Source organism: Nostoc sp. (assembly GCF_036919595.1).
In the GTDB taxonomy this organism is placed as follows: Bacteria; Cyanobacteriota; Cyanobacteriia; order Cyanobacteriales; family Nostocaceae; genus Nostoc.
Genome location: NZ_JBALCO010000185.1, coordinates 47,760 through 64,266 on the forward strand (window position 1 = coordinate 47,760; position 16,507 = coordinate 64,266).

Sequence of the window (16,507 nt, forward strand, 5' to 3'; positions counted from 1 at the left end):
TTAACAGTTATCAGACTGTTAACTATTTTTTACACCTTTGAAAATCAAGGATAATTAAATGAGTATTAATGCGGAGTCTGTTAAGCAATTGCTCAGTTCTGAGGATTTAGGCGATCGCTTACGTGCAGTAAATCAAATCCGCCAACTGGAACCTGCGATCGGCTTTGAATTAATTCAAAACGCTATTGGCGATAGCAATTCTCGTGTCCGTTACTCAGCGGTGAGTCAAATGGATACACTCGGAACACAAGATTTACAATTATCCTTGGATATCTTGCGCGATCGCTTGCTTCATGACTCTGAAGTAGATGTACAAGCAGCAGCAGCAGACTGTTTGGGTGCTTTGAAGTTACATGAAGCTTTTGAAGACTTGCAACAGCTTTACCATACAACTGATGAATGGCTAATCCAATTCAGTATCATTGCTACATTAGGAGAGTTGGGTGATCCACGAGCCTTTGAACTACTCAAAGAGGCGCTCTCATCAGAAAACGAATTAGTGCAAACTGCTGCTATTAGTTCTTTGGGTGACTTGGGAGATTCACAAGCAGTTACCCTCTTGGCTCCTTATGCTACCAATCCAGATTGGCAAATTCGTTACAGAGTTGTACAAGCCTTGGCTCGTTTGGGTAGTGCAGAAGCCAAATCTATATTAGAAACTCTGGCTGATGATCAAGTAGAAGCAATCGCAACTGAAGCCAAAAATTCTTTGCAATCAGTTTAAGTCTATCTTAGGTTAAGAAAAGTCATCTTTAAATAGATTTGTCTGACAGGATCAAAAAATTTAACCTGGTTAAGAAAATTTTGCATTCCAGCCAGATCGAATAGATAAATTAGAGTTACTTTTAGAAACTAAAAGTAACTTTTTTATATTTAGAATAGGTCTATTGAACGACACTTTTGCGGCGGCGAGACATAGCCATCACTCCACCTACTGCACCCAAGCCTAATAATGCAGCTGGTTCGGGAACTGTACTTACCGCAAGACCTGTGAAAGTTCCAGAAATTGTTCCACCATTCTCGTAAATTGCTTGTGCAGCAGTATTTTGAATAGCAAAAGTGATATATCCTTCTGCTTTACTTCCATCTTCAAAGAGTCCCTTGAAAGCCAAGTTTATATCTATTCCTCCAGGTTGTGAAGTAAAAACTGCTGGAGCGAGACTGGTTAAACTAAGGAGTTTATTTCCGTCCAAAGCACCAACATCAATAAACGCAGAAGAAATGAATGGATTTGTTTGGAAGCTTTTAATAAAACCTGTAGAACTAGATGCAAAATCTCCTGTCCGATGTGTAAGTAAAATTGCTCCTGGATTGGGAATAAAGTTTACAGAGTTTTGGCTAAGAGTGACATCAGTTGCCTCATCAGTAGAACTATTATAAGATGGAATGTAGTTAAAGCTACCAGTGTATGCTTGAGCAGACCCAGCAGTAGCTAAAGGGATTGCAGCAGTAATAGCTAATATTGTATTTAGTAATTTATATTTAAAACCAATCATTGTCGTTTGAGGCTCCTAGTAATAACCTTAAATTAGAGCGATCGCTTTGCTTTTAATCTCAGTAATTTATGGAAACTACTGTCAGTGAAAGCGAAAGTTGCCTGATATATTTATTATCTCCATGAAATCACATAGACTTAGAGCCTGCAAGATTTACTTAGTGGTCTTCATCACATCTTTTAGGCATTACTATGCTTCATGAAATTTTAATTAGTTACATACCTGTGCTTCGTATATCTTTTATTTCACAGGGTTTAAATTGTTGGCAATAGCTCTAACTTGAAGAAAGGTAATTTTCGTATAAATACAATGGATATTTTTAATACTTAAACTTACCCAACCATATTTTAGATAAAAAGAGTATGCAGTGTATCTATAATATCTCCAGTTACTAATATTTACTGAAACGGTTGCTCTCAAAGAATAAATGGGAGGAACCGCTGTATTTGTTTACTATGGATAGTCTTTGTTATCAAATTGAATATTTGTAATAAATAGCTAACTGCTAGCTGTTACCGCTCTTCTCAAATCTGTCAGATTTTTCAAATGCTAAGAGCCAAATACCTGTGGCCAAGTTGTCACAACGAAAACTACAACTGCGGCGATCGCTAACAAACCTTGAATCAAATTTCCAACTAAAGACCCGACTATAATTCCTATACCCGCCTTAACCGCCAACCCTAATTCACGTCGGTAAAGGTATTCACCAATAATTGCTCCCAAAAGCGGCCCTAGTAAAATTCCTAACAGTGGCCCCCCAAAAGGTAGTGTTGGTAATAATCCCAAAAATCCCACAACCAAACCGACAATTGCGCCAATTTGCCCCCACTTGCTAGCTCCAGCTTGTCTTGCTCCCACATAGCTAGCTAAAAAATCCACTCCGACACTGAGCAGTAAAACTATAACTGTCACAATTAGTGGAATCTTGATAGCTGCAAAGGAACTACTGACGATTCCCCAAACGATAATTGCAATTAAAATTAAGCTGCTACCAGGAATGGCTGGAACTACAGCACCGATAACACCCACAACCATTACGGCAATTAATAACCAATAAGTAATTTGCATAGATCAATTGTAAATTTCCTCGTAAGGGCGCACAGCCGTGCGTCCCTACTGTATATTCTATCTGGGCAAGATGGTGACAAATGCTTAGTACGCTGTAGTGGAAGTTTGCCTACTTTTAACCAGTTTGCGTAAGTCCTGTCTTAATTGAGATGGTAGCTGGATTTATGCCATATCGCCTAATGCTTCCTAAACTGCTATTTTAAAGCTCAAAACCCATGACGAGAAAAATATTAACTGGACTAAGTTCTAAAACCTACGAACACCCCTTTGATCGCAAAGCTTTGGCTTCTTTACAAAATATGCCCGGTGTTTCCCTGCTACTCAAAAAAGTTAACGAATACGGCATTGATCGCTTACTCAGATTGCAAAGCCTTGGTAGTGAAATCAGAATTTAGCCGCGTAATTTTCCGCAATTGCATCAAACATTTGTAGAAACCTGCCAAATTCTTGATGTTGCTCCACTTCCTGAACTGTATCTGTTTCAAGGCACAGGTCACATTCAAAGTTACATTGTTGGGGTGGAAAAACCCCTTGTTGGTATCAATTTAGATGGAATGGAGTGGCTTGATCCAGATGAGTTACTTTACGTTTTTGGACACGAAGTTGCTCGCATCAAGAGTCAGCATATGGTTTATCACCAAATGGCAATTGTGATGCCGACTTTGAAAAATTTGTTGAGCAGTACCACACTGGGTGTGGGTGGCTTAGTAGCCAGTGGAATGGAACTGGGTTTGTATAATTGGCGGATGATGGCTAGGTTCACTGCTGATCGGGCTGGTTTGCTGGCTTGTCAGGATATTGAGGTAGCAACCACTACACTGATGAAACTCGCAGGTTTACCAGACGAGTACTTGACTACTGCTGTAATCGAAGATTTCCTCGGACAAGCCCGTGAGTTTGCATCCAATAACTTTGATAGTGTTGATCAGATCACCAAAATATTAAGCTATACAGAATCTGGGCTTTCCTGGGTGGTTATGCGGGCTGGCGAGTTATTAAAATGGGTTGATTCAGGAGAGTATGATAATTTAATTCAACAGAAAAATTTAAAGATACCGGAAGATCCCGAAGAAAAAGAAGGAGAGACACCACAGGAAAAGGAAGGTTGGAATTTTTTGACTTCTTGGTAATTGAATTTTATATTTTATACTTCGGTAACTCTTAGAGACGCTTTTGCGTTCGCTCAGTCCTTCGACTTCGTTCAGGAACCATCGAACGATTTTGGATTGCTGATGTAGCGTAAAGCCTGCGGCATGGCAACTCTTAGAAACGCTCTTGCGTTAGCTTAGAGTGAGTTTGCGTACTCCTACGGAGAAGCAAGCTACGTGCAGCGTCTCGTAGAGAGCGTCTTTTAGATGAAATTTTTTAATCAAAAATACGTTCGTGACGCTCAATGACTTGTAATACCGATTACCTGTGATTTTGCTCCAGAACTTAGGGATTTTGCCCCAAGTTCTGGAGCAAAATTGGCTGATTTCTAAACTAGCGAATAACCTAAGTATTAAGAGTAACGGCTAATTTATCAGCAATTCCCGCAATCCAGTTTTCATCTTGTTTGGTGTAACTGCGAGGAGCATTCGCTCCCAAAATAAGCGCACCTTTATTGCCAATAGGTTGACAAATTACACCTTGAGTATTTTCTGGTAAATAATCAAATTCAAGCTTACCTGGATATATTTTTAGAGCAACTAGATAAATTGGCTTTTGTTTTTCAAGTACCTGTTTTAAGATTACTCCTGGTACAACCTCAGATTTAGTACCCAGAATACCGCGACGCAACAAAACTTTACCTTGATAAAAAACTACCAGCGATCGCGTTACTGTATTAGTCAATAATAAGTGAGATGCCCAAGCTAACTCTGTTTTCACAGCTTCAGGTAAATCTGCTGCGAGGACAAAACCTTCTTCTCCAATTAGTTCTACAGTATCAGGCGATCGCGGCTGAACTTGCTGCCAAATTAAACCTGTCAAAATTAACACCGCACTTAAAATCACGCCTACCACATCACCACGCGATTGAGATTGGGTTAGTTCTGGTGTCAATAAACGGTTAAGCAACAAAAGCACAGCGCCTAGCCCACCCACAACAATAGGCAGACGCCGCAAAACTCGATTAGGATCAGATTTAGTCATTGGGCATTGTGCATTGGACAATAATCAATTGTTCTTTTTCCCCCGCTTCCCCTGCTCCCCCTGCTCCCTCATTTTCTCACTCCTCCCCTGGTTCAATAATCCGCTGGAAAAGATAACCAGTACCCCGTGCTGTGAGAATCAATTCTGGGTTGCTAGGATCATCTTCTAACTTTGCCCGTAAACGGGATATATGCACATCTACTACACGGGTATCTACATGACGTTCTGGTGTGTAACCCCAAACTTCCTGCAAAATTTCCGAACGGGAAAAAGCTTCTCCAGAGCGACTTACTAACAACTCTAATAAGCTGAACTCCATACCTGTCAATCGAATGCGCTCATCGCCTTTGTAGACTTGTCGCTTATTCGTATCGATTTTAATAATAGCGACATGAATTACCCCAGAACTGGGAATACCAGATCCACTGGTTTTGTCTACCCGCCGCAGCACCGAGCGAATTCGAGCTTCTAGCTCCTTTGGGGAGAATGGTTTAACTACGTAGTCATCAGCACCTAATTCTAGCCCAGTGATGCGATCGGCTACATCCCCTAAGGCTGTTAGCATAATAATGGGGACATCTGATTCTTTTCGTAATTCTTGACATACACCATAGCCGTCTAGCTTTGGCATCATTACATCCAAAACTACCAGGTCAGGATCAGTTTTGCGAAAAGTTTCCAAAGCTTCTTCCCCATCGCCAGCTGTAACTACATCGTAGCCAATCATGGAAAGGCGCGTTTCCAAAATCCGGCGAATGCTGGCTTCGTCATCTACCACCAAGATTTTTTCTTTATGGCTTTCCAAGTTTTTCAACGCTCCTTCAGTAAAAATTTACATGATTAATTTTTAATACCATAATATTAAGATATCATTCCATCAATTGATTTGGAAAAAGCTCTAAATACTACTATTATTGGTTTTTAGTTTTTCCCAAGAACTAAGCAAATATTAAGAATATATAATAAGATTTAAGAATGGCAAAGCCAAAAACCTTTTACGTTTGTAACGAATGTGGAGCAGAATCGCCCCAGTGGTTTGGTAAGTGTCCAGCTTGCGGCACATACAATTCTCTAGAAGAACAGATCACTATCCAGTCTTCAGTAGATGTACCCAGTCGAGGGGGAGTGAGTAGTTGGCAATCAACTCAAACCAATGGCAAATCTCACGCTAAACCAGCTAAAGCGCGAGCCTCTTTAACATTTGACCAAATTACCGATCGCCAAATTGCTCGATGGGAGTCTGGTTATGGAGAATTGGATCGGGTGCTTGGTGGTGGAGTTGTCCCAGGTTCTATGGTGCTGATTGGTGGTGATCCGGGTATTGGTAAATCGACTTTATTGTTGCAAGTATCAAATCAATTAGCACAGAAATATCGCATCCTTTACGTAACTGGTGAAGAATCGGGACAGCAGGTAAAATTACGAGCTTCTCGTTTGGGAGTATCAAAAAGCGTAAATCTGGTTAATGAGCAGAAGGTAACAATGGTAGTAGATACTACATTACCCATAGACCCTGACAGTATAGGTGCAGATTTATATGTATTGCCAGAAACAGATTTAGAAGAAATTTTACGGGAAATAGACTCTCTAAAACCAAACGTGGCTGTGATTGATAGTATCCAAACGGTGTTCTTTCCGGCGCTGACTTCTGCGCCCGGTTCGGTGGCTCAGGTACGGGAATGTACAGCAGCATTGATGAAAGTGGCGAAGCACGAAGATGTCACTATGCTGATTGTGGGACACGTCACCAAAGAAGGAGCGATCGCCGGGCCAAAAGTTTTAGAACATTTAGTAGACACAGTGTTGTATTTTGAAGGCGATCGCTTTGCCTCCCATCGGTTATTACGGACAGTGAAAAACCGCTTCGGCGCAACTCACGAAATCGGCATCTTTGAAATGGTAGCCGAAGGATTGCGGGAAGTTGCCAACCCCTCAGAGTTATTTTTAGGCAATCGTGACGATCCTGCGCCTGGTACTGCCATTGTCGTTGCTTGCGAAGGCACTCGCCCGATAGTTGTGGAATTGCAAGCTTTAGTGAGTGCTACCAGCTACCCTTCCCCCCGGCGTGCAGGTACTGGCGTAGATTACAACCGCTTGGTACAAATTCTCGCTGTCTTAGAAAAACGGGTGGGAATTCCCATGTCCAAGTTAGATTCCTACGTTGCTTCTGCGGGTGGGTTGAATGTGGAAGAACCAGCCGTAGATTTAGGAATAGCGATCGCGATCGTTGCCAGTTTCCGCGATCGCATCGTCGATCCCGGTACAGTATTGATCGGTGAAGTTGGGTTAGGCGGACAAGTGCGATCGGTTTCCCAAATGGAACTGCGGTTGAAAGAAGCTGCTAAGTTGGGATTTAAACGAGCGATCGTGCCAAAAGGGACAAAATTTCCCGATCTTAATATTGAGATATTACCAGTATCCAAAGTAATAGATGCAATTATCGCCGCCATCCCCCATCAGGAACTGACAACCGACGATTTAGAATTCGATGAAGATGAGTAACCATAGCCCCTTTTTTTAAGGGGGTTGTGGGGATCTAAATAGAGTCAAACACCAGGGTAAAATCCGAGATAACACCACACCAAAGGACAACCCACCATGACAGCCCTTACCCAAGATTACCAAATCACTTGGGAAAAACTACCTGATGATTACAAACTGCCAGACGATCCAGTGGACAACATCAACCAACCAGCTTTAGCAGCTATATCATAAGGATATTCGCTCCCAGAAAGATTAACTTTTGAGAGCGATCGCATATTCAGCACTTGAAATACATATAAGATTCCCTTTGGGAAGTCTATAGCAACCTTAGTTTTCTGAAAAACTATAATGTCACGCTATATCCTTACTGTTCCAAAACTCAGTGCCAATTGAGTTGCTAGGGGTAAGATGTGGTTCAGCAGCAAATCTAAAAGGCGATGCCCTGAACACTCGCACATATTACCGCAGACACTAATTATGTTCCGGCTGCTAAAATACGTAAGTATGAGTAGTATGATCGAACTACTCAAGTAAAAATTGTCTATTTGGTCACATAAGACCGGATAAAGATGTAGAAAAGTGTGTTTTCCTGTATTGATAGTAGTGCTAACCTCAATTTTAAGGATGTTATCAGCCTTTATCTGCTAGAGTTTCTGACTTTCAGCAAACAATATAATCTATCAATAATAAAATCGCTAGGAGTGCGATGAGATGTCACAGCCCCCGATGACAAGACCAGAAATAACTGCTGGAACTCTAATTGATAACCGCTATACTATCCAAAAACTTCTAGGACAGGGAGGATTGGGACGAACTTACTTGGCGTTTGACACTCGTCGGTTTAATGAAGCTTGTGTTCTCAAGGAGTTTGCACCCATTGGCACAGGGGAGAGTGGACTGGAACAATATCGCAACTTATTTAAAAGAGAGGCAAAAATTCTTCATCAATTGCAACATCCTCAAATTCCCAAGTTTTTAGCTTGCTTTGAAGGAGATAATCGGCTGTTTCTAGTACAAGAGTATGTTGACGGTAAAACATATTCTCAACTGCTGGGAGAACTTCAACGTCAAGGAAGAAACTTTTCCGAAGAGGAAGTTATAGAGTGGCTAAAGAATCTACTGCCTGTTTTGGAATATGTCCACCAACACAACATCATCCATCGAGATATTTCTCCTGACAACATCATGTTACCCGATGGCAAGGCTCTGCCAGTGCTAATTGATTTCGGTGTAGGCAAGCAAATTGCTGATATCAACGAGGCGAGAAGTTCTAACCATCAGGTGACCTTTGTTGGCAAAATGTCCCTTGTAGGCAAAGTGGGATACGCTCCCCGCGAACAGATTAGCTTGGGTTTATGCTCCCCCTGTAGTGACCTTTATGCTTTGGGGGTAACAGCTATTGTATTACTCACAGGTAGAGATCCATCTTTACTAATGGATCAATACTCATTAGAATGGGGCTGGCGTTATTATACCTATGTTACTGAGGATTTGGCTCAAGTACTTGATTATATGTTGGCAGATAGGCCTAACAACCGATACCAAACAGCCAGGGAAGTTCTTATAGATTTAGAGCGGATTGGAGAACCAGAAGTGGCAATGTCTCCTCCAATCATAGTTGATGATTTGCCTGCGACGATATTTAATCCTGAATTTCAGGCTATGTCGGCAATATCGCCATCATCCAACCAACCTAGAGAAACAATTTTTAGTTCACCTAGTTCACCTATTAATCCGCAAATTGGGCGAATTGAACAACAACCTTCACTCAAACCAGCATTTATCAAACATTGTCAGCAAGAGTTAGCTTACCACATCGGACCAATGGCAAATCTGATTATAGAAGAAATATTAGCTGAAAATCCTTATATTTCGCCTGACCAATTTGTTGAACTCATCATCAGGGAAATTCCTGATTTTCAGGCAGCTTTTGAATTTAAAAAAAGCTTATTTTCATAGACATTTAGACCACCGTTAATTTAGAGACTTTTGAATTTTTTAATCCACTGTACCTCCCTGAGTGCGTTTGATTCTTTTCATTGCCATTTCTAAACTTAACTGCATCCGTTTAAAAGCTTTAGCTAAATTACCGATTTCATCATTAGACATCTGCTCAAATTCAACTTCCATATGTCCTGTACTGACTTCTTCAGCTATGCGAGTCATGCGTTTGAGAGGCAAAACAACTTGTCTATTCAAGAAAAAGTTGACTAACAGGATAGTTGCTATAAATATAGTTGATACAATTAAGATAATGAGTAAAGAAGACTGATTAGCTTTGCTGATGACATTATTCGCCGGCACTGATATAATCTGAGCGCCAACAATTTCATTCAGCTTCCACCCAAATCCATTAGCTGTACCATACTGAGTAATCATACTTTGAGGTGCAGCTTCAGGTACGCTATGACATACGAGACAGCTTTGTTCAGAAATTGGTAGCGGACGAGCAATGTAAAAGATATCCCCACCAGGAATTGAACGAAATCCACTCACTTCTTTAAGGTCTGATTTATTTCTGAACCTTTCTACAATTTCCGTCTCAAAACTGTCAGCCTTATCCCGAAGATTTGTGGGATTGAGAGTTGCTTCTTTATAAAAGAAGTCATGGTAATCTGTCGTTTTTCGTAAAATTTCAAATACCTCGCGTGCTGAGTATGCAGGCACACTTTGCGGCAAAAACTCAGTTGCCAATTTATCAGCTAGCTCTGGATTAACTTGAGTACTAGTGTATTTACGAACAGAACTCATTGTTTGCATGAGTATGAGACCTGTTGAGCTAATATCTTGTTTAGCATTCTCCCTGAGCAGAGAAGAAAGAGTAAATCCACTCAAGCTCAGACCAAATGTTAGAATTACCAGTAGTAAAATTGTAAACTTTTGTTTCAGCTTCAGATTCTTTAGCATAATTCTAGATTACCTACGATTCAAATTATTATGAACAAATATGGCGAAACTTATCGTTTACTTTATCATGATCAATCAGCTCTCATATTTAGGTGTGAAAAGATAGTTTAGCTAAAACTATTAGGGTAGATCCAACTTTATACTATTAGTAATTATTCAGGTTAATGAAAATGTTCTCTAAGTAACTAAGTTTAAGAAAGCTACAACAGCAATTCAAACGGAATTCAGAAAAATTCGTATTGGTTGTTTTGAACCCGTGCCAAAATAAATACCAGCAATTGTCAAATATTACTAATGGTGTGGAATGCAAGAAAGTCTTTATTCGGGGGACGTTACATTATTGAAAGCCAACTAGGTGAAGGCGGAATTGGCATTACTTACCTTGCCAGAAATCAACAAAATCAACTGCGAGTAATTAAAACCCTCAAAGAAGAAATCCTGAACCACCCTGCCTGGATACTCCACCGAAACAAGTTACGGCAAGACTTCCGTGATGAAGCAGTTCGGCTAGCTGTGTGTCACCATCCTCATATAGTACAGATAGAAACTATCTTCGATGAGGGAAATTTGCCCTGCATGGTGATGGAGTACATTGAAGGCGAAGACTTAGGACAGTACTTGAGACGGATGGGGGTACTATCAGAAGTAGAAGCGCTACTGTACATCCGCCAAATTGGCGACGCTTTGACGCTAATTCATTCTAAAGGACTGCTGCATCGGGATTTGAAACCACGTAATATTATGATCCGCATGGATAAATCAGAAGCAGTGCTGATAGACTTTGGCATCGCTAGAGAATTTATTCCTAATATGATTCAAAGGCATACAGTGTATCGCACTCCTGGTTTTGCCCCACCTGAGCAGTATGAATCAGAAGCACCACGAGGAGAATACATTGATATCTACGCCTTAGCTGCTACCTTGTATAATTTGCTTACCGCCGTTATACCGACGAGTGCAGATGATAGACGTCACAATATTAATTTAGAACCACCACAATATTTTAATCCTAACATCAGCAACAGAGTCAATCAGGCTATTATGTGCGGCATGGATCTGGAGTCAACCTATCGTCCCCAGTCTGTGCAGGAGTGGTTGGATTTATTGGGATCTGATGCAACAAATGTACCTTTGGTAACACCTAACTTAGTGAGAACGCTTAGACTTAAACCACCTCCACCTGTTGTATTAAATCAGCATAACTGGCAATGCATACAGACCCTCAAAGGTCATTCTAGTATGGTTCATGCGATCGCCATTAGCCCAAACGGGCAATTGATTGCTAGTGGCAGTAATGACCATACTATTAAACTTTGGCAAGTGGGTACTGGCAAGCTAGTGCGTCAAGTGGGTCGTTGGTTTTCTGGTCATTCCAGTATGGTTCATTCCGTCGCCTTTACCCCAATCTCTCCAAATCTTTCTTATCAAGGAAAGTCTGGCAAATCTGCGAAAGTTGCAGACCTGAACTGGGGAATCTTGGCTAGCGGTAGTTGGGATAATACAATCAAATTGTGGGATGTAAACACAGGCAAAGAAATTCGTACTCTCGTTGGTCATGCAAATTGGGTGAATTCCGTTGCCTTTAGTCCAGATGGCAAGTTCCTAGCTAGTGGCAGTGCTGACTGCACAATTAAACTATGGCAGGTACACACAGGCATAGAAATCCAAACTCTCATAGGTCATTCTGACTCAGTTTCTTCAGTCGCCTACTCTCCGAGAACGCTGACAACGAATAGCAAAGATAGACAGCTTGTGGCTAGTGGTAGTAATGACTACACCATCAAACTATGGCAAGTATACACAGGCAGAAACATTTCCACATTATTAGGCCATTCTTTCTTCGTCAACTCTATCGCCTTTAGCCAGGATGGGGAAATTATCGCCAGTGGCAGTGGTGATAACACCATTAAACTATGGCATGTAAATACAGGCAGAGAAATTCGTACTCTCGTTGGTCATTCTAATTCAGTTTGGTCAGTCGCCTTTAGCCAGAATGGGGAACTTCTGGCTAGTGGCAGTTGGGATAACACTATCAAACTATGGCACGTACACAGTGGCAGAGAAATCAGCACACTTATAGGGCATTCCAACTATGTTAGATGCGTCGCCTTCAGTCCCAATGGCCAAACCCTAGTCAGCGGTGGTGATGACGATACTATCAAGATTTGGCGACGAGGATAATAAATAATTCCTAATGACGCTCTTACGTTGCTCTGAGGGACTTCCAGTTAAAAAAATATCCCATCGTAGGGGCGCAAGGCCAACATCCCCTACAAATGTACAAATAATTTTGGATAATTTATTTTTTGTCAGTCCATAAGCGAAGCCATGCCGTTGGCGCAGCCTTTCGTAGAGAAGGCTTTACCTGCGTACTCCTACGGAGAAGCAAGCTACGCAAAGCGTCTCGCAGAGAAGAGAGTAATTCGGAATTCCGAATCTTTTTGCTTGGTCTGATTAGATACTTTTAGCCTACAGATAGAACTGCGATCGTCTAAAACTTGTGACAAGAATGACGACAACCGTTATTTTTGAACAATAAATTTTATGGGCTTTGGTATCGGTGATTTCCTCTGGATTTTCCTCCTTGTCACTTCTTTGCAACCCCTTTGGCAAAAACGTCAAATAGAATATCGGCGCTTGCGTGCTTTACAAGAATTCCAGCAGGAACGCAAAAGTCGAGTGATTTTGCTGATTCACCGCCAAGAGTCTATTAGCTTTCTGGGAATTCCCTTATCTCGCTACATTACTATCGAAGACTCAGAACAGATACTGCGAGCAATTCGCCTCACACCCCCAGATGTGCCGATTGACTTAATTTTGCACACTCCTGGTGGTTTGGTTTTGGCTACCGAACAAATCGCCAGAGCATTAATTCGCCACCAGGCAAAAGTTACAGTCTTTGTACCTCACTACGCCATGAGCGGCGGTACTATGCTTGCCCTCGCCTCTGATGAAATTATTATGGATGCTAACGCTGTCTTAGGGCCAGTTGATCCCCAATTGGGTAATTACCCCGCAGCGAGTATCCTGAAAGTTGTTGAAGATAAACCTATTGGTGAGATTGATGACCAAACCCTAATTATGGCCGACCTCTCACGCAAAGCAATTGGGCAAGTACAGCGATTTGTACGGACTCTGCTTAAAGACAGCATACCCAAACAAAAAGTTTTGCCAGAAAATATTGAATCAATTATCGAAGCCTTGACAACCGGGCGCGTCACCCACGACTATCCCACCACTATTGAGGAAGCAACAGAAATGGGGCTGCCCGTAACTGTCGGACTGCCCCATTCTATTTATGATCTCATGGATTTGTACCCACTGCCACAAGGAGGGCGACCCAGCGTCCAGTACATTCCTATGCCTTACAATGACCGCCGGCCAATTCTACCTACACCCAAGGGCAGACCCTTAGAAGAACCAAATCAAATTATTTGAGACTTTGGGGTAGGAATTTTTTTGTGACGTCTAGGGTGTAGATGTTGGCGTAGCTGTTGGCGTAGATGTTGGCGTAGCTGTTGGCGTAGCTGTTGGCGTAGCTGTTGGCGTAGCTGTTGGCGTAGCTGTTGGCGTAGCTGTTGGCGTAGCTGTTGGCGTAGTTCTTGGCGTAGTTCTTGGCGTAGTTCTTGGCGTAGCTGTTGGCGTAGTTCTTGGCGTAGTTCTTGGCGTAGGCGTCGGTGTAGCTGTCGGCTGACTGAAGACTGTCTTTGCTTCTTCGTTCAGCTTTTGGCGGAGTGCTAAATTAGCAATTCCAGTTTCTTGCAACTGATATTTCTTCTGATACTCCTTCACCACTGCTTCGGTGCGGGAACCATAAAAATAATCGCGGGGAAGGGGAGGATTTGGCTTCACCACTGCATTCAAATTTGTTTGCAGAATTTTTATGATGTTAGCAGCAAAATCTTGGGTTTTTCGTCCTGCTATCCCATCAACTGGTTGTAGCTTATACCCCGTTTGAAATTCACGAATTGCCTTTTTAGTTTGATCATCCGTCAAAGGCGTATTTGTTACCTTGACGTTATAGCCTAATCCTCGCAACACAGCACGAAATTGCTGTGGCGTATAGCTACGTTGAGAGGCCGCGAAACCTGTGTCTGCAATTACCAAACTAGCAGTTATCAGGCAGGTAGCTGCAAAAGTCGCGCTTGATTTTCCAAACCCACACCACATATTTAAAACTCCTTTGGATTAAATCAGCAGGATTCTAAAGGTTAACAGCTGCATTTTAAGTTTGTTTAATAACTTTTTTCGCTATTTTTTAATGATTTTTGAATAATTTATGATTTATTTTTGTCAAATCTGAATAAACCTACAAAAATTTATTTGTGTCATCCATCGAAAGAAGTATCTTGTATGAGCAGAGATACAGCGGTTATCATTTGAATCGAATACACTCCTTGAACACTAAATTAAAGTAGGGGCGTACATTTATGCGCTTCTGAGTTGAGTTGAATACAGACCAAACAAGAACAGCCCCAACCCTTGTAGCGTTGGGGAGTAAGATTCAAAGCTTCGGCATCGGACGCCAGTCGCTCATAGGAAGCCACTGCGGTGGACGGGTTAAGAGTTCTAATGGAGGCAGTGTGCCTAAGCGGTTTTCCAACTTGTCCCTTGCGCGTCTCTCAAAGGAGAAGCAACTGCCGTAAAGTGGCGTGGTAAACCCCCCTCTCCAGAGCGCTGGCTCCCCAACGCAGTGGCTCCTCCTTTGAGGAGAGAAGAATGGAAGTGAGGTCAGAGTGTATTGGATGCAAACGAGAAACGCTATATTCCAAATATCCACTAGTAGTATAATATATTACAAGGAATGAAAAATATAAAATCTTCTAAGCAGCGGAATCTTTGGTTTGAAAAATTTATGGCAATTACTGCCACCGTAAATTTAGGTTTAGTTTTGTTTGATTTAAGTTACGTACCTTGGCGAGATTTCTACTTGCGAAAACTTCCCCAAATTATTGAGATTTATGACCCAATAAAAGGTATTGAACCCCATCGAGAGACGAAAAATTATTTAGAACTAGTAAAGGCATTAGAAGAACAAGTTAGCCAAACAGGATTACAGTCGCCTCAGGTAAATAGCAGGCTAGAGGAAATAAGGCGTCTGAGCAATGAGATGATTGACACTAACCCATTTGCGGGAGTGAACAAGAGTGGTACTCTAGAAAAAATCAAAAAGCGTATGCGATCGCACATCGGTAACGAATCAGCAAAACAGTCCTTTGCCACTTTTTGGAGTCAGCCTTATATATCACAAAATGGCTGGGTTAAAGAAATTAATTTTTTTAACCAGAGCATCCGCCCTTTGATTGCCTCTAACTACTACCGCCAAATCGGTGAAAATGGCGAATTTGTTGATAATTTCTGGGAAGTTGACTTACCCTTTGTAATTTTATTTGGCGTAGAATTGCTGGGGCGTACCTTCCTTCTCAGACGCCAACATCCTGGTTTTAGCTGGTTGGAAGCAGTATTGTGGCGTTGGTATGATTTATTTTTATTACTGCCATTTTGGCGGGGGTTGCGAATCATACCTGTATTAATTCGCCTTGATCAAGCGCGGTTATTGGAGTTGCATCCAGTGCGAAAGCAAATTAATCAGGGGATTGTCGCCAATTTTGCCGAAGAACTCACAGAAATTGTAGTGGTAAGGGTAATTAATCAGATTCAGGGTTCAATTCAGCGAGGTGAGTTAACGCGCTGGCTCTCACAACAGGAAAATTTACGTCCCTACATAGATATTAATAATGTGAATGAAGTGGAAGCGATCGCAGGTCTTTTGATAAAAACAATTGTCTACCAAGTGCTACCCAAAATTCAACCTGCGATCGTTGCCATTTTGTGCCACAACATCGAAACCGTCTTTCATCAAGTCCCCGTCTATCGCAACCTCCAGAACCTCCCTGGCGTGGGACAAGCCCAAACCCAGTTAAGTGAACAACTGGCGACCCAAATTACAACTAATCTTTACAAAACTTTAGTTAGTGCTGTTGAAGACCCTGTAGGAGCAAAACTCACCAGTCAACTGGTACAAAGCTTCGGCAACGCCTTAGGATCTGAAATAAAGGAAAAACATGTACTTTCAGAAATTCAGAGTTTACTTTTTGACTTTTTAGAGGAAATCAAACTCAACTATGTTCAGCGTTTATCCCAAGAAGACATAGATCAAATTATCGAGCAAACCCGTCAGCTACGAACACAAGTATCAGTTCCAGCAGTAGTGGATAAAGGTACTACTCTCCCCAAAATACGGGAAGGGTACAGAGCAGGGGAGCAAGAAGTTTAGATTTTAGATTTTGGATTAAAGAATTGAAACTTAATCCAAAATCGTCAATCCAAAATCCAAAATTGAATTGCCCAATGCCCAATGCACGACTATAAAAGAAATGCGCTAAACTCGAATTAGGCGAATCATCATTGGTTCGTCA

At 41.7% G+C, this 16,507-nt stretch carries 12 protein-coding genes and 2 pseudogenes; 8 read left to right on the forward strand and 6 right to left on the reverse strand.

The features are described from left to right. Positions 1 to 58 precede the first annotated feature (58 nt). Positions 59 to 724, forward strand: a complete 666-nt coding sequence (gene nblB, locus V7K21_RS28635) for a phycobilisome degradation protein NblB (RefSeq protein ID WP_335179206.1) — start codon at positions 59 to 61, stop codon at positions 722 to 724. A 160-nt stretch (positions 725 to 884) separates the two neighbouring features. Here nblB and V7K21_RS28640 read toward each other — a convergent pair whose 3' ends face one another. After that, complete coding sequence (locus V7K21_RS28640; protein WP_335179208.1) at positions 885 to 1,496, reverse strand: PEP-CTERM sorting domain-containing protein; 612 nt, start codon at positions 1,494 to 1,496, stop codon at positions 885 to 887. A gap of 549 nt (positions 1,497 to 2,045) precedes the next feature. Next, positions 2,046 to 2,564, reverse strand: a complete 519-nt coding sequence (locus tag V7K21_RS28645) for a DUF456 domain-containing protein (RefSeq protein WP_335179209.1) — start codon at positions 2,562 to 2,564, stop codon at positions 2,046 to 2,048. A gap of 215 nt (positions 2,565 to 2,779) precedes the next feature. Here V7K21_RS28645 and V7K21_RS28650 point away from each other — a divergent pair. After that, a pseudogene (locus V7K21_RS28650) lies at positions 2,780 to 3,694 on the forward strand (M48 family metallopeptidase). A gap of 364 nt (positions 3,695 to 4,058) precedes the next feature. Here V7K21_RS28650 and V7K21_RS28655 read toward each other — a convergent pair. Together V7K21_RS28655 and rpaB are read right to left on the reverse strand one after the other, a co-directional pair. Further along, positions 4,059 to 4,697 carry a cofactor assembly of complex C subunit B gene (locus V7K21_RS28655; RefSeq protein WP_335179211.1) on the reverse strand — a complete coding sequence of 213 codons (639 nt, stop codon included), beginning with the start codon at positions 4,695 to 4,697 and terminating at the stop codon, positions 4,059 to 4,061. Between the two features lie 76 nt (positions 4,698 to 4,773). After that, positions 4,774 to 5,502: a response regulator transcription factor RpaB gene (gene rpaB / locus V7K21_RS28660; RefSeq protein WP_273769721.1), complete on the reverse strand. Its 729-nt coding sequence runs from the start codon at positions 5,500 to 5,502 to the stop codon at positions 4,774 to 4,776. Positions 5,503 to 5,672: 170 nt separating this feature from the next. On the opposite strand from rpaB, the gene radA reads away from it, so the two are divergent. From radA to V7K21_RS28675, 3 genes and pseudogenes are all read left to right on the forward strand, one after another. Then, entirely contained in the window at positions 5,673 to 7,199 is a 1,527-nt protein-coding gene (gene radA / locus V7K21_RS28665; protein WP_335179213.1) for a DNA repair protein RadA, read from the forward strand. A 96-nt stretch (positions 7,200 to 7,295) separates the two neighbouring features. Next, positions 7,296 to 7,403 (forward strand): annotated as a pseudogene (locus V7K21_RS28670) (Uma2 family endonuclease); the annotation flags it as partial. A 489-nt stretch (positions 7,404 to 7,892) separates the two neighbouring features. Beyond that, positions 7,893 to 9,140, forward strand: coding sequence for a serine/threonine-protein kinase (locus V7K21_RS28675; RefSeq protein ID WP_335179215.1), 1,248 nt, complete (start codon positions 7,893 to 7,895; stop codon positions 9,138 to 9,140). Positions 9,141 to 9,179: 39 nt separating this feature from the next. Here the strand turns inward: V7K21_RS28675 and V7K21_RS28680 are convergent, their stop codons facing one another. After that, positions 9,180 to 10,088 carry a c-type heme family protein gene (locus tag V7K21_RS28680; protein WP_335179217.1) on the reverse strand — a complete coding sequence of 303 codons (909 nt, stop codon included), beginning with the start codon at positions 10,086 to 10,088 and terminating at the stop codon, positions 9,180 to 9,182. Positions 10,089 to 10,382: 294 nt separating this feature from the next. Here V7K21_RS28680 and V7K21_RS28685 point away from each other — a divergent pair, with 294 nt between their 5' ends. Further along, on the forward strand, positions 10,383 to 12,269 hold the full coding sequence (locus V7K21_RS28685; protein WP_335179219.1) for a serine/threonine-protein kinase: 1,887 nt from the start codon (positions 10,383 to 10,385) through the stop codon (positions 12,267 to 12,269). A 363-nt stretch (positions 12,270 to 12,632) separates the two neighbouring features. Beyond that, a complete protein-coding gene (locus V7K21_RS28690) occupies positions 12,633 to 13,526 on the forward strand; it encodes an SDH family Clp fold serine proteinase (RefSeq protein WP_335179221.1) in 894 nt (297 codons plus the stop codon). Positions 13,527 to 13,556: 30 nt separating this feature from the next. Here the strand turns inward: V7K21_RS28690 and V7K21_RS28695 are convergent, their stop codons facing one another. Continuing rightward, positions 13,557 to 14,258: a peptidoglycan-binding domain-containing protein gene (locus V7K21_RS28695; protein WP_335179223.1), complete on the reverse strand. Its 702-nt coding sequence runs from the start codon at positions 14,256 to 14,258 to the stop codon at positions 13,557 to 13,559. A gap of 634 nt (positions 14,259 to 14,892) precedes the next feature. Between V7K21_RS28695 and V7K21_RS28700 the strand changes: the two genes are divergently transcribed. Further along, positions 14,893 to 16,365 (forward strand): hypothetical protein, encoded by a 1,473-nt coding sequence (locus V7K21_RS28700; RefSeq protein ID WP_335179225.1) that lies wholly within the window; start codon positions 14,893 to 14,895, stop codon positions 16,363 to 16,365. Positions 16,366 to 16,507 lie beyond the last annotated feature (142 nt).

What these genes read in the sequence shown, in the direction of transcription:
- V7K21_RS28645 (WP_335179209.1), bottom strand. Translation starts at nt 2,564, where the DNA reads ATGCAAATTACTTATTGGTTATTAATTGCCGTAATGGTTGTGGGTGTT.
- V7K21_RS28675 (WP_335179215.1), top strand. Translation starts at nt 7,893, where the DNA reads ATGTCACAGCCCCCGATGACAAGACCAGAAATAACTGCTGGAACTCTA.
- nblB (WP_335179206.1), top strand. Translation starts at nt 59, where the DNA reads ATGAGTATTAATGCGGAGTCTGTTAAGCAATTGCTCAGTTCTGAGGAT.
- V7K21_RS28695 (WP_335179223.1), bottom strand. Translation starts at nt 14,258, where the DNA reads ATGTGGTGTGGGTTTGGAAAATCAAGCGCGACTTTTGCAGCTACCTGC.
- V7K21_RS28680 (WP_335179217.1), bottom strand. Translation starts at nt 10,088, where the DNA reads ATGCTAAAGAATCTGAAGCTGAAACAAAAGTTTACAATTTTACTACTG.
- V7K21_RS28700 (WP_335179225.1), top strand. Translation starts at nt 14,893, where the DNA reads ATGAAAAATATAAAATCTTCTAAGCAGCGGAATCTTTGGTTTGAAAAA.
- V7K21_RS28685 (WP_335179219.1), top strand. Translation starts at nt 10,383, where the DNA reads ATGGTGTGGAATGCAAGAAAGTCTTTATTCGGGGGACGTTACATTATT.
- V7K21_RS28690 (WP_335179221.1), top strand. Translation starts at nt 12,633, where the DNA reads ATGGGCTTTGGTATCGGTGATTTCCTCTGGATTTTCCTCCTTGTCACT.
- radA (WP_335179213.1), top strand. Translation starts at nt 5,673, where the DNA reads ATGGCAAAGCCAAAAACCTTTTACGTTTGTAACGAATGTGGAGCAGAA.
- V7K21_RS28640 (WP_335179208.1), bottom strand. Translation starts at nt 1,496, where the DNA reads ATGATTGGTTTTAAATATAAATTACTAAATACAATATTAGCTATTACT.
- V7K21_RS28655 (WP_335179211.1), bottom strand. Translation starts at nt 4,697, where the DNA reads ATGACTAAATCTGATCCTAATCGAGTTTTGCGGCGTCTGCCTATTGTT.